12 protein-coding genes are annotated in these 12515 nt (G+C 71.1%); 6 read left to right on the top strand and 6 right to left on the bottom strand.

Annotated features, from left to right (window positions below; translation table 11 throughout):
• Positions 1–353 precede the first annotated feature (353 nt).
• The gene (dnaB, locus tag J2W20_RS12975) at positions 354–1742 is read left to right on the top strand and encodes a replicative DNA helicase (RefSeq protein ID WP_066501646.1); all 1389 of its coding nucleotides are present in this window, start codon (positions 354–356) and stop codon (positions 1740–1742) included.
• Between the two features lie 85 nt (positions 1743–1827).
• Here the strand turns inward: dnaB and J2W20_RS12970 are convergent, their stop codons facing one another.
• A complete protein-coding gene (locus J2W20_RS12970; protein ID WP_307007088.1) occupies positions 1828–2187 on the bottom strand; it encodes a VOC family protein in 360 nt (119 codons plus the stop codon).
• A gap of 270 nt (positions 2188–2457) precedes the next feature.
• On the opposite strand from J2W20_RS12970, the gene J2W20_RS12965 reads away from it, so the two are divergent.
• Complete coding sequence (locus J2W20_RS12965) at positions 2458–3888, top strand: amino acid permease (RefSeq protein ID WP_307007087.1); 1431 nt, start codon at positions 2458–2460, stop codon at positions 3886–3888.
• 74 nt (positions 3889–3962) lie between these two features.
• Here the strand turns inward: J2W20_RS12965 and J2W20_RS12960 are convergent, their stop codons facing one another.
• The gene (locus tag J2W20_RS12960; protein ID WP_307007085.1) at positions 3963–4766 is read right to left on the bottom strand and encodes a class I SAM-dependent methyltransferase; all 804 of its coding nucleotides are present in this window, start codon (positions 4764–4766) and stop codon (positions 3963–3965) included.
• Between the two features lie 104 nt (positions 4767–4870).
• Between J2W20_RS12960 and J2W20_RS12955 the strand changes: the two genes are divergently transcribed.
• The 3 genes from J2W20_RS12955 (at position 4871) to J2W20_RS12945 (ending at position 7358) form a co-directional block, all read left to right on the top strand.
• Entirely contained in the window at positions 4871–6232 is a 1362-nt protein-coding gene (locus tag J2W20_RS12955; protein ID WP_307007084.1) for an MATE family efflux transporter, read from the top strand.
• Between the two features lie 48 nt (positions 6233–6280).
• Positions 6281–6904 (top strand): hypothetical protein, encoded by a 624-nt coding sequence (locus tag J2W20_RS12950; RefSeq protein WP_307007082.1) that lies wholly within the window; start codon positions 6281–6283, stop codon positions 6902–6904.
• 64 nt (positions 6905–6968) lie between these two features.
• Positions 6969–7358, top strand: a complete 390-nt coding sequence (locus J2W20_RS12945) for a hypothetical protein (protein ID WP_307007080.1) — start codon at positions 6969–6971, stop codon at positions 7356–7358.
• A 4-nt stretch (positions 7359–7362) separates the two neighbouring features.
• On the opposite strand, the gene J2W20_RS12940 is transcribed toward J2W20_RS12945, so the two are convergent.
• A complete protein-coding gene (locus tag J2W20_RS12940; protein WP_307007079.1) occupies positions 7363–7917 on the bottom strand; it encodes a CGNR zinc finger domain-containing protein in 555 nt (184 codons plus the stop codon).
• An 81-nt stretch (positions 7918–7998) separates the two neighbouring features.
• Here J2W20_RS12940 and J2W20_RS12935 point away from each other — a divergent pair, with 81 nt between their 5' ends.
• Positions 7999–9006, top strand: a complete 1008-nt coding sequence (locus J2W20_RS12935; RefSeq protein ID WP_307007078.1) for an EamA family transporter — start codon at positions 7999–8001, stop codon at positions 9004–9006.
• A 118-nt stretch (positions 9007–9124) separates the two neighbouring features.
• Here J2W20_RS12935 and J2W20_RS12930 read toward each other — a convergent pair whose 3' ends face one another.
• The 3 genes from J2W20_RS12930 to J2W20_RS12920 all read right to left on the bottom strand — a co-directional run bounded on the left by J2W20_RS12930 (position 9125) and on the right by J2W20_RS12920 (position 12038).
• Positions 9125–11386: a heavy metal translocating P-type ATPase gene (locus tag J2W20_RS12930; protein ID WP_307007077.1), complete on the bottom strand. Its 2262-nt coding sequence runs from the start codon at positions 11384–11386 to the stop codon at positions 9125–9127.
• A gap of 4 nt (positions 11387–11390) precedes the next feature.
• Positions 11391–11621 (bottom strand): heavy-metal-associated domain-containing protein, encoded by a 231-nt coding sequence (locus tag J2W20_RS12925; protein ID WP_307007075.1) that lies wholly within the window; start codon positions 11619–11621, stop codon positions 11391–11393.
• 78 nt (positions 11622–11699) lie between these two features.
• The gene (locus J2W20_RS12920) at positions 11700–12038 is read right to left on the bottom strand and encodes a metal-sensitive transcriptional regulator (protein ID WP_307007073.1); all 339 of its coding nucleotides are present in this window, start codon (positions 12036–12038) and stop codon (positions 11700–11702) included.
• Between the last annotated feature and the right edge of the window lie 477 nt (positions 12039–12515).

The raw sequence follows: 12515 nt of genomic DNA, 5'->3' as shown, positions 1-12515 counted from the left end.
ATGTGGCCCAGGCCACATAAGACCCTGATGCATGTGTGCGCGGGCATGCGGCCGACCGCGCCCGCCGAGTGCTGCTGTGGATTGCCCCTGTGGACAAACTTCTTTGTTCCACAACCTGTCAACAGAGTCTTCCCACGTCAGGAAGCACTTTTTGGCAGCGATGAGAAGTTGTCCACAGATATCCACAGGTCCGTGAACACCTGTGGGTCCTTTTCCCACAGGTTGTCCACAGGGGTGGTGAAAACCCAGCTTCACGACTGTCGGTGGGCCCCGATACGGTGTGCACGTTCCTCCGGAGGCGTGGTCTCGACGGCCGGCTCCGGAACGATTGCCAGCGGCCCGAGGTGTTGCCCATGTCCACGTCCCACGTCGATTCAGCACCGTCCTTCCGCGACGCTGACGCCGCGCGCACTCCGCCGCAGGACATCGTGGCGGAGCAGTCCGTCCTGGGCGGCATGATGCTCTCGAAGGACGCGATCGCGGACGTCGTGGAGGTGGTGCGGGGCATCGACTTCTACCGCCCTGCGCACGAGGCCATCTACGAGGCCATCATCGACCTCTACGGCCGCGGTGAGCCCGCGGACGCCGTGACCGTCTCGGATGAGCTGACCAAGCGAGGCGAGATCAACCGGGTCGGTGGCCCCGCGTACCTCCACGAGCTCATCCAGTCCGTGCCTACGGCTGCGAACGCCGGCTACTACGCGGAGATCGTCGCCGAGCGCGCAGTGCTGCGCCGCCTTGTCGGGGCCGGCACGAAGATCGTCCAGCTCGGCTACGGCCAGGACGGCGAGGTCGAGGACCTCGTCAACCAGGCCCAGGCCGAGGTCTACGCCGTGGCCGAGCGCCGAACGGCCGAGGACTACGTCCCGCTCTCCCAGGTCATGGAGGGCGCCATGGACGAGATCGAGGCGGCCGGCCACCGCGGCGGCGGCATGACCGGCGTCCCGACCGGGTTCTACGAGCTCGACGAGCTCACCCACGGGCTCCACCCGGGCCAGATGATCGTGATCGCGGCGCGTCCCGCCGTGGGAAAGTCGACCTTCGCGCTCGACTTCGCCCGCTCCGCCGCGATCAAGCACAAGATGGCCACCGTCTTCTTCTCGCTCGAAATGGGCCGCAACGAGATCGCCATGCGCCTCATGAGCGCCGAGGCCTCGATCCAGCTCCAGGACCTCCGCCGGGGCACGCTCCGCGACGACCAGTGGGCCAAGATCGCCTCGGTGCTCGGCCCCCTCAACGAGTCGCCCCTGTTCATCGACGACTCGCCCAACATGTCCCTCATGGAAATCCGGGCCAAGTGCCGCCGCCTCAAGCAGCAGCACGACCTCAAGCTCGTGGTCCTCGACTACCTCCAGCTCATGTCCAGCGGCAAGAAGGTCGAGAGCCGCCAGCAGGAGGTCTCTGAGTTCTCCCGTGCCCTCAAGCTCCTGGCCAAGGAGCTCGGCGTGCCCGTCATCGCCCTGTCCCAGCTCAACCGTGGCTCCGAGCAGCGCACGGACAAGCGCCCCATGGTCTCAGACCTGCGCGAGTCGGGCTCGATCGAGCAGGACGCGGACATGGTGATCCTGCTCCACCGCGAGGACGTGTACAACAAGGAGTCGCCGCGGGCCGGCGAGGCGGACATCCTCGTCGCCAAGCACCGCAACGGCCCGACCAAGGACATCGTGGTCGCCTTCCAGGGCCACTACTCGCGCTTCGCCAACATGGCGGCCGACGCCGGGGGCGAGGGCGGCGGCTTCTAGGCGCACGGCACGGCGGGCCCGGCCTCGTGGGGAGCCGGGGCCGGTTGGGAGCCGACCCTGCGAAGCGGCCGTGCCCTCGGGACGCTCAGCTGAGGCAGAGGCAGAAGGGGTGTCCGGCCGGGTCGAGGAAGACGCGGAACGACGTCCCCGGCTGGTGCGAGTGCTTGGTCGCGCCGAGCCCGAGGACGGCCTGCTCGGCGGCGTCGAGGTCGTCGACCACGACGTCCAGGTGCATCTGCTGCGGCACCTCCTGGCCCGGCCACTCCGGGGCGGTGTAGTCCCGGACGCCCTGGAAGGCAATGCACTGGCCGTAGTCGGCGCGTATCTCGGCCCAGTCGGCGGATGACTCCTCGACCTTCCAGTCCAGGAGCCCGGCGTAGAACTCTGCAAGGGCGCCGGGCTCGGGACAGTCGATGACAACGTTGGGGAACCGTGCGATAGCCATACCCGGGAGGCTACCCGGGCCAGAGGACAGGGTGTGTCCGCAGCTTCTCCGGCCGCTGGCGTGTCCCGAATCACCCGTGGTGGTGGTGCCGTCTACGTTGCGACGATGTTTCGGGGCACTCCCAAGAGAACATCCGGTGACCAGAGGTGAACTCTTTTGGGCGTATGCCCTGCAGCCGGGGGCAAAGACTGTGCGATCGCCCGCGCAGACCGCTTGGGTATGGGTCCACCATTGATTCCGGCATTGACCCTAACGATGGAAGTGAGCCTGATGGCTTCCCAACCGGAACTCCACAAGACCCTCAAGCCCCGACACCTGTCGATGATCGCCATTGCCGGTGTCATCGGCGCCGGGCTCTTCGTCGGCTCCGGCGCTGCGATCAAGCAGGCCGGCCCCGGGATCATCCTCGCCTACGCGGCCGCCGGCATCGTCGTCATCCTCGTGATGCGCATGCTCGGCGAGATGGCCGCGGCGAACCCCGAGACCGGCTCCTTCTCGGCGTACGCGGACAAGGCGCTCGGCCGCTGGGCCGGCTTCAGCATCGGCTGGCTCTACGCCTGGTTCTGGATCATCGTCCTCGGCATCGAGGCCACTGCCGGGGCGGCCATCATGCACCGCTGGCTCCCCGGCGTCGACCAGTGGGTCTGGGCGCTCGTGCTCATGGTCGCGCTCACGCTCACCAATGTGTGGAGCGTCAAGTCCTACGGCGAGTTCGAGTTCTGGTTCGCCTCGGTCAAGGTCACCGCGATCATCCTGTTCCTCATCGCCGGCATCGCCGCGATCTTCGGCCTCATCCCCGGCCTCCCCGCGCCCGGCACCACCAATCTCCTCGGTCACGGGGGCCTCATGCCCAACGGCGCCAGCGCGGTCCTGGCGGGCATCCTCGTCGTCGTGTTCTCCTTCTTCGGCGCCGAGATCGCCACGATCGCGGCGGGCGAGTCCGCCGATCCGGCGACCGCGGTCCGCAAGGCCGTCAACTCGACGGTCTGGCGCATCCTCGTGTTCTACATCGGCTCGATGGCGATCGTCGTGACCCTCCTGCCCTGGGACGACGCGTCGGTGGCCAAGAGCCCGTACGTGGCCGTGATCGAGCGGTTCGGCGTCCCCGGCGCGGGCACCATCATGGACATCGTCGTGCTCACCTCGGTCCTCTCGTGCCTCAACTCGGGCCTCTACACGGCCAGCCGGATGATCTTCTCGCTCTCGACCCGCGGCGACGCGCCGTCGTCGTGGTCCCGCATCTCCGCCCGGGGCGTCCCGGTCCGCGCGGTGCTCGTCTCGACGGTGGTCGGCTTCGTCACCGTGGGCCTGAACTACCTGTGGCCCGACACGGTCTTCCTGTTCCTGGTCAACACCTCGGGCGCGATCGCACTGTTCGTGTGGCTCGTCATCGCCGCCTCCCAGCTGATCCTGCGCCGCCGGGCCGACGCCGCAGGCACGAAGCTCGAGATCCGCATGTGGCTCTTCCCCTACCTGACCTGGGCCTCGATCGTGGCGATCGTCGCGCTCCTCGTGGGCATGCTCTTCCTCGACGACACCCGCGACGAGCTCATCCTGTCGGTGGCACTCGCCGCCGTCGTGGTGGCGATCGGCGTCGTCCGGTACCGCCGCCGCGGCCCCGCGGCCGCTGGCCCGCTGGTGCTGGCCAAGGACGCCGAGGCCATGGAGGTCGACGCCGAGGCCCACGGGCACGGGGCCTGAGGAACGCCTCGCCTCAGGCGCGCACGACGGCGCGGTGACGGCTCGAGCGGGAGCCGTCACCGCGCCGTCGTGCGTCAGGCGACGCCCGAGAAGAAGATCGCCGTGGTGGGTCCCGAGAACGGCCGTCCGCCGAGCCGGTCACCGAGCACCCGCGCCACGTCCGCCGTGATCTGGACCGGATCCCCGTAGCCCTCGCGCAGCTCGTTGGCGAGCGGCGTGCCCTGGCAGTGGGCGAGGGCGATCGCGTCCGCGGAGGTCGGGGCGCTGACGTGCCCGACGGTGCGGACGTCGACGTCCGAGAAGCCGGCCTCCTCGAGCTCGGACCGGATGAGATCGTGGTCGGTGTACCCGAAGGGCACCCGGCGGTAGAACGTCGGCGTCCTGCCGGGGAAGAGCTCGGCGAGGGCCTGCTCGACGAGGAGGGTCACCTCGTTGCCCTCGAGCGGGCCCCAGACGGCCGCGGTGATCCGGGCCCCCGGCCGCAGCACCCGGCGCGCCTCCGCATAGGCCCGCACCCGGTCCGGGAAGAACATGATCCCGAACTGGCTCACCACCGCGTCGAAGGCCCCATCCTCGAACGGGAGCTCCTGCGCGTCGGCCTGCTGCCACCGGACGGAGTCCGAGGCGGGGAGGACGTGGTCGGCCCTGACCAGCATGGCGGGGTTGAGGTCCGTGGCGGTGATCGTGGCGCCGGGGAGGACCCGGTGGAGCGTCCTCGTGACCACCCCCGTGCCGGCGGCAGTTTCCAGCACGCTCGCGGGGTCGGCGGCCGCGACTTCGGCGGCGAGATCGTCCGCGAAGTCCTGGAAGACCATGGGCACGAGGACGGTGTCGTAGAGCTCCGGGATGGACCCCGTGAAGGCTGAGTCACCTGACATGCGATCAGTATGGGACCGCGGTACGGGGCCCGCCAGATTCCGGGGCCCTCTCGCCCCGCGCCGGCGGCCCACGGCTGTCGGCGCCGCCGCCTACAGTGGGACGCATGGAGCAGGAGCAACGGGTCCACATGCGCCCTGAGGGTGCGGCGCCACGGTCTACGGCGCGCGAGATCCTGCGCCTCGCCGTGCCCGCCTTCTTCGCCCTCATCGCGGAGCCGCTCTTCCTCCTCGCCGACTCCGCGATCGTCGGGCACCTCGGTGTCGCGGAGCTGGCCGGGCTCGGGATCGCGACCACGGTGCTGCAGACCGCTGTGGGGCTGATGGTCTTCCTCGCCTACGGCACCGGGCCCTCCGTGGCCCGCTTCCTCGGCGCGGGGAAGATGGGCCACGCCATGTCCGCCGCGCGCGACGGCGCCTGGCTGGCCCTGCTGCTTGGCCTCGCCCTCGCGGCGCTCGGCTGGCTCACGGCACCGGCCGTGGTCGGACTCCTCGGGGGTCCGGCGGAGGTGCGCGGCTATGCGGTCGACTACCTCGTCTGGTCGATGCCCGGCCTCGTGGGCATGCTGCTCGTCTTCGCGGGGACCGGCGCCCTGCGGGGGCTCCAGGACACGAGGACCCCGCTCGTCGTGGCCACCGTCGGTTTCACGGGGAACATCCTGCTGAACCTGCTGTTCGTCTACGGCCTCGGCTGGGGAATCGCGGGCTCGGCCATCGGCACGAGCATCGCCCAGCTGGGGATGGCCGCCGCCTACCTGGGCATCGTGCTGCGGCGCATGCGGCACGAGGGCGTGGGCCTCGCACCGAGCCGGCGGGGCCTCCTGGGCGCCGCGCACGTGGGCTCGTGGCTCATGCTGCGCACCCTCACGCTGCGGGCGGCGATCTTCGCGGCCGTTGTCGTCGCGGCCCAGCAGGGGCCCGCGAACCTCGCCGCCCACCAGCTGGCCATGACGCTCTTCAATGTCCTCGCCTTCGCCCTCGATGCCCTGGCCATTGCCGCCCAGGCCCTCATCGGCAAGGAGCTCGGCGCCGCGAATGCGTCCCGGGCGCGTGCCCTCACCCGGACCATGGTGCGGTGGTCCCTCGTCTACGGCGCCATCACCGGGGCCCTGCTCGCGGCCTGCGCGCCGTGGATCGGATGGATCTTCACCCCGGACCGGCAGGTCCACGAGGCCCTGCTGCCGGCCCTGCTCGTGCTCGCCGCAAGCCAGCCCGTGTGCGGCTACGTGTTCGTCCTCGACGGCGTGCTGATCGGCGCCGGGGATGCCCGCTACCTCGCGCTGGCGGGCGTGCTCAACCTCGTGGTCTACGCGCCCCTGCTCGTCTGGGCGGGCCTCTCCGGGGCGGGCGGCCCGGCAGGGCTCATGTGGCTCTGGGCGGCGTTCGCCGGCGGCTACATGCTCGCGCGGGCACTCACCTTGGGCCTGCGGTCGCGCGCCGACGCGTGGATGGTGCTCGGGGCGCACTAGCCGGCGCCCGCGGCGGGGCGGCCCGTGCCGGCTGGCTAGACTTGGCCCGTGCCCGAGAACCCGTCGACCCAACCCGCAGGCGTGCCTTCGGGCGCCCCCGCTCCCTCCGAACAGCGTCCCCTGGCCGGCCCGGTGATCCTCCGGGCGATCGTCGCGCTCGTCTTCGGGGCGGTCACCGTCTTCTGGGGGACTCCGACGGCCGCCGGTGCCGCCTGGGGCCTTGCCGCCTACTTCGTGGGGCTCGCCGCGGCCCGCGCCTGGCTGCTGCGCGAGGAGGGGCGCGCCGGGGACTCCGCGGTCCGCCCCACCGCCGCCGTCCGCCTGGTCTCCTCGGCCTGCTTCGGGCTGGCTGCGGCGCTCGGCCTCGGTCTCGGCGCGGCACCGGAGGCTGCCGTCATCGCCGTCGGCGGCGCCGTGGCCTTCGCACTCACCGGGGTCGCGGACGTCGTCGCCGCGGTCATCGGCCGGGCCCGAAGCCCGCTCGCGCGGGACGAGCTCATCGCCGGCGCCGTGCACCTCGGGGCCGGCGTGCTGCTGCCCTTCGTTGCCGGCCTGGGCGTCCACGCGCTGCTCGGAGTCGCCGGCGGCGCGGCCATCATCACGGGCGTCCTGCTCCTGATCGGCGGCCTGAGCCTGAGGCACGATTCCGCCGCCCAGCCCGACGTGGCCTAGAATCGATACGTTCTTTCTACTGTCCGTAGAAGCTCCCACGTTCCCGGCCGCTTGAGGAGGGCCCATGTCTGATACACCGCGCGGCCCCCGCGTCGGGATCAAGGGCCCGCTCATGTTCTCGGCATTCTTCGGCGCCGTGGCCTTCGTGACCGTGCTCATCTTCGGCTCCGGCGGGACGGGCCACGGCCTCCGCTTCGACCTCGCGTTCAGCGCCGCCGGCATCGCGTTCATCGTGTGCCTCGTCGTGGCCGCGATGCTCTCCATGAGCTACAAGGAGAACGCGGAGCACCTCGGCCGCGGCGACGGCGTCAACCTGCGCTCCGAGGACCGGCTCAAGCGCGCCAAGCGTCCCGCCAAGGGCGCTCCCGCGGACACCGCCGAAGGCGCCGCTGAGCCTGGCCGCGAGGCCGACGGCGGCGGCGAGGCGCCCGGCGGGTCCGGCCGGGAGGCCTGACCCCTCAGCCCGCCGCCTTGCGCTCCCGGTAGGCGCGCACGTGCGACCGGTTGGCGCAGTTCCCGGTGTCGCAGTAGCGCTTCGAGCGGTTCTTCGTCAGGTCGATGAGCACGGCCTCGCAGTCCTCGGCCGCGCACACGCGCAGCCGGTCGAGCTCCTTCGAGCGGATCACGTCGACGAGCGCCATCGCTGCCTCGGTGCCCATCCGGTCCGCGAGCGGCGCCTGCGGGGTCGTGGCGTGCAGGTGCCAGTCCCAGTGGTCGTGCTTGACGAGCTGGGGCAGGGCCCGGGCCTCCCTGAGCAGGGCGTTGACCAGGTCCACGGCCTCGTCCTCCGCGGCGTCCCAGAGGGTGCGCAGCCGCGTCCGGAGCGCGCGCACGCCGGCCAACTCCGCGGCGTCATGCGTGCGGGAGCCGGTGAACTGCTCCTCGACCAGGAAGCGGTCGAGGTCCTCGCCGGTGGCCAGATGCTCGCCGGTGACGGCGTCGAGGGGGTCGAGCGTGTTGACGAGGTTGACGACGCTGCGCAGCGCCACCTCGGTGTCATGGGCGAAGATCACGTTGACTCCTGACAGGATCGGGATCTACTGTCATCACCATACCCTTGCTTCACTCATGACACGATCTCTGGGAGGTGCCCCGTGCTGTCCGCGAACCGTTCTGCATCCGGCCTCGTCTTCGCCCTGCTGTCCGCCGCCACATTCGGCGTGTCGGGGCCGCTCGGGAAGTCGCTGCTCGAGGCCGGGTGGACGCCCGGCGCGGTGGTCGGCGGCCGGGTCGGGCTCGCCGCCCTCGTGATGGCGGTCCCCGCGGTGTGGATGATGCGTGGGCAGTGGCCGCGGCTGCGGGGCGGCGTGGCCCTCATGGCGGCCTACGGCGCGATCGCCATCGCGCTGTGCCAGTTCTTCTACTTCAATGCCGTCGCGCGCATGAGCCCGCCGGTGGCGCTGATGCTCGAGTACCTCGCCCCGATCATCCTCGTGGGCTGGGCCTGGCTGCGCACGCGGCACCGCCCGGGAACCCTGACCATCCTCGGGACCGTGACGGCGATGCTCGGGCTCGTGCTGGTCCTGGACCTCATGAGCGCCCAGCACGTCGATCCGGTCGGGGTGCTGTGGGGCGTCGCGGCGGCGGTCTGCCTCGCTGTCTACTTCGTCCTCTCCGCGAAGTCCGACGGCGTCCTGCCGCCCCTCGTGACCGTGGCCGGCGGGATGGTCTCCGGCGCCCTCACGATCGGCGTGCTGGCCCTCGTCGGGCTGCTGCCGCTCGAGGCGACGTTCGGCACCGTCCAACTCCTGGGCGGCGAGGTCAGCTGGCTGGTCCCGTTGGTGGGGATCACGCTCGTCGCCGCGGTGCTCGCCTACACCTTCGGGATCATCGGCACCCAGCGGCTCGGCTCGAAGGTCGCGAGCTTCGTCTCGCTCACCGAGGTGCTCTTCTCGGTCGTCGCCTCGTGGATCATGATCGGCGACGTCCCGGGCCCGGTGCAGTTCGTGGGCGGCGCGCTCATCGTGGCAGGCGTGATCATGGTGCGCATGGACGAGCTCCGCGCCCCGGCCGCCGCCGTGGTCCCCGACTCCGCGCCGGAGGCCCTGCCGGCGGCGGACCTCGCGACCGGCTCGCTGCCGGCCGTCAACCGCCCCGCCTGACCCACCCCCTTCCGGTTTCGGGTACGCATCTCGTCGCCCTTTCATCGTTCCGGGTACGTGGACGCGTACCCGGAACGGTGTATCTGCGTCGAGATGCGTACCCGAAACGGGGGAGAAGCTAGGGGGTGAAGCGCGTGAGCCGCAGCGAGTTGGCCACGACCAGCACCGAGCTCGCCGCCATGGCCGCGCCGGCGATCATCGGGTTGAGTAGTCCGAGCGCCGCGACCGGGATGCCGACGGTGTTGTAGAAGAACGCCCAGAACAGGTTCTGCTTGATGATCGCGAGCGTCCTGCGGGACAGGGCGATCGCCGCGGCCGCCTGGTTCAGGTCGTCGCCCATCACGGTCAGGTCCGCGGCCTCCCGGGCCACGTCCGTGCCCGAGCCCATCGCGATCCCGAGATCGGCCTGGGCGAGCGCGGGCGCGTCGTTGACGCCGTCGCCGGCCATGGCCACGCGGGCCCCGCCGGACTGGAGCCGCCTGACCGCCTCGACCTTGCCCTCGGGGCGGACCCCCGCCTGCACGTCCTTCGCGGCGATGCCCACCTCCCCGGCGACCCGGGCGGCGACGGCCGCATTGTCCCCGGTGACGAGTACCGGCCGCAGGCCCAGCGCCCGGAGCCTGCCGATCCCGGCGGCCGAGCCCGGCTTCACCGAGTCGCGCAGCGCCACGATGCCGGCGAGGGCGCCGTCGACGGCGACCCACACCGCGGTCGCTCCCGCCTCCTCGCGCTCCGCGAACCTGGCGGTCGCCTGCTCGTCGGGCGCGGAGCCGAGCTGCCCCCCCACCCAGTCGGTGCGGCCCACGAGCACGCGGCGCCCTTCCACGGTGCCCTCCACGCCGCCTCCCGGCGCGGAACGGAAGCCGACGACGGCGGGCAGCGGGCCGCCGTCGTGCGCCTGGCGCGCCGCTGCGGTGATGGCGAGGGCGAGGGGGTGCTCGCTCGCCGACTCGACGGCCCCGGCGAGCCGGAGCAGCGCGGCGCGGTCGAGGGTCCCGAGGGCGTCGACCGTGTCGACGGCCAGCCGCCCGGTGGTCACAGTCCCGGTCTTGTCGAGCACGATCGTGTCGACGGCGCGGGTGTCCTCGAGGACGTGGGCGCCGCGGATCAGGATGCCGAGCTGTGAGCCGCGTCCGCTGCCGGCGAGCAGCCCGATCGGGGTCGCGAGCCCGAGCGCGCACGGGCAGGCGATCACGAGCACCGCGACGGCGGCGGTGAATGCGGCGGGCAGCACGCCGCCGAGCACGAGCCACAGGAAGAAGGTGACGGCCGTGACCGCGAGGACCACCGGCACGAACACGGCGCTGATCCGGTCGGCGAGCCGGGCGATCGGGGCCTTGCTCGTCTGCGCCTCGGACACCAGCCTCGCCATCGCTGCGAGCGTCGTGTCCGAGCCCACGCGGGTGGCCTCGACCACGAGACGGCCCGAGGTGTTGACGGTGGCGCCGGTGACACGGCTGCCCTCGCTGACCTCGACCGGGACGGACTCACCGGTCAGCAGGGAGGCATCGACGGCGGAGGCGCCCTCGCGGACCACCCCGTCGGTGGCGATCTTCTCGCCGGGTCGGACCACGAACAGGTCCCCGGGCACGAGCTGTTCCGCCGGGACCTCCGTCTCGGCGCCGTCGCGCAGGAGGGTGGCGCGCTTGGCTCCACGGTCCAGCAGCGCGCGCAGGGCGTTGCCCGCCCGGGACCTGGCCCGCGCCTCGAGCCAGCGGCCGAGGAGCAGGAAGGTCGTCACGACGGCGGCCGTCTCGAAGTACAGCGCACCGCGGGACATCTCCATCGCGGGGTCCGCGGTCAGGCCCGGGTCGGCCAGCAGCTGGACGAGCGAGTAGACGTACGCGGCGGTCACCCCGAGGGAGACCAGAGTGTCCATGGTGGAGCCGCCGTGGCGGGCGTTGACCGCGGCCGCGCGGTGGAACGGCCACGCCGCCCAGGTGACGACCGGCAGGGCGAGGGCCGCGGCCCACCAGCCCCAGTGGGGGAAGTGGGCAGCCGGGACCATCGAGATCAGGACCACCGGGACGGTGAGCACCGCCCCGACCACGAGCCGCGGCAGCAGCGTGGGCGCCTGCGCCTCGTCGGCCCCCGCGGACGACGGCGGGGCCCCACCCTCCGGGGGGACGGCGCCGGGGCGGGGCCGGGCCTTGACCTTCGCGGTATAGCCTGCGGCGGCCACGGTGGTGATCAGCTGCTCGTCGCTGACGCCGGCGGGAACCTCGACGCGGGCGGACTCGAGGGGGAGGTTCACCGAGGCGTGGACGCCCTCGATCTTCCCCAGCTTCCGTTCGACCCTGTTCACGCAGGAGGCGCACGTCATGCCCCCGATGTCGAGCTCGACAATGCGGGGCACCTGCGCGGTGCGGTGCAGTTCCATGGACCTACGCGTCGTTGTCGACGACGACGTAGCCCGCCTCGGCGACCGCTTCGCTGATCGACTCGTGCTTGAGCCTGCGGTCCGACTGGATCGTCACTTCCGAGACGCCGCCGGCGTTGAGGTCGATCGAGACGTCCTCGACGCCGTCGATCGACTCGATCTCCTCGGTGACCGAGCTGACGCAGTGGCCGCAGGTCATGCCGTCGACGTGCACGGTGGTGGTGAAGTGGCTCATGGTGCTCTCCTCTGGTTCGTGCTCTCGGTGTGGTGGTGCCCAGCGTAGGCCGGGCAGTGGGGCACGGCCCCGCAGCCGCTACCGCAGCAGCCGCCCGATGGCCTCGGCGGCCTCCTTGACCTTGGAATCGATCTCCCCGGCCCGTTGGTCGGGGTCCGCCACGTTCGCGGCGCCGACGACGCAGTGCCCGATGTGCTCCTCGACGAGGCCGAGGCTGACCGCGTGGAGAGCCTTGGTGACGGCCGCGACCTGGGTGAGGATGTCGATGCAGTACTTGTCCTCCTCCACCATGCGGGCGATCCCGCGGACCTGGCCCTCGATGCGCCTCAGGCGCCTCAGGTAGGCGTCCTTGTCCGCGGTGTAGCCATAGGGAGGCCCGGCATGCTGGTGTCCGGGAGCGTGGGTGGTCTCGTCCATGGCCCCGAACCTATACCCATCGGGGGTATAGGTCAAGTACCCCACCGGGGTATGGTGCAGGGACTGTGCTCCGCAAGCCGGTCCGCGGGCCGCCCCGCACCCGGCGGCAAGTCCCGAGTGGCCAAGGGCACAGCCTCCCGATTTGGCCGAACCGCGCCGAGCCGGTAATGTTTTCTGAGTCGCCGGAGCGGCTGCGAACTGATCGCAGACCGAACAGGGCGGCCAAACCCCTTAGGAATTCCACCGAAATGGTGCACGTCCGCGTGCTCCCCGAAGGCGGAATTCTGGTTCGAATTTCTCGATCCCGTCCCGAAAACGGGATTTGGAAAAGGAAATCGGATCGGGTAGGATTGAATCTTGTTGCCGCGGGGATGTGGCCGGTCGGTTGGCTGGTCGGAGTACCTGCGGGGGCGTGTTGTTTGAGAACTCAATAGTGTGCCAAGTTTGTTGATGCCATTTTTTATGGTTGTCAAATGT

This window comes from Sinomonas atrocyanea (assembly GCF_030812675.1).
Taxonomy (GTDB): Bacteria; Actinomycetota; Actinomycetes; order Actinomycetales; family Micrococcaceae; genus Sinomonas; species Sinomonas atrocyanea_B.
The sequence above is the reverse complement of the archived record's forward strand: the minus strand, read 5'-3'. Positions and strand labels throughout refer to the sequence as shown.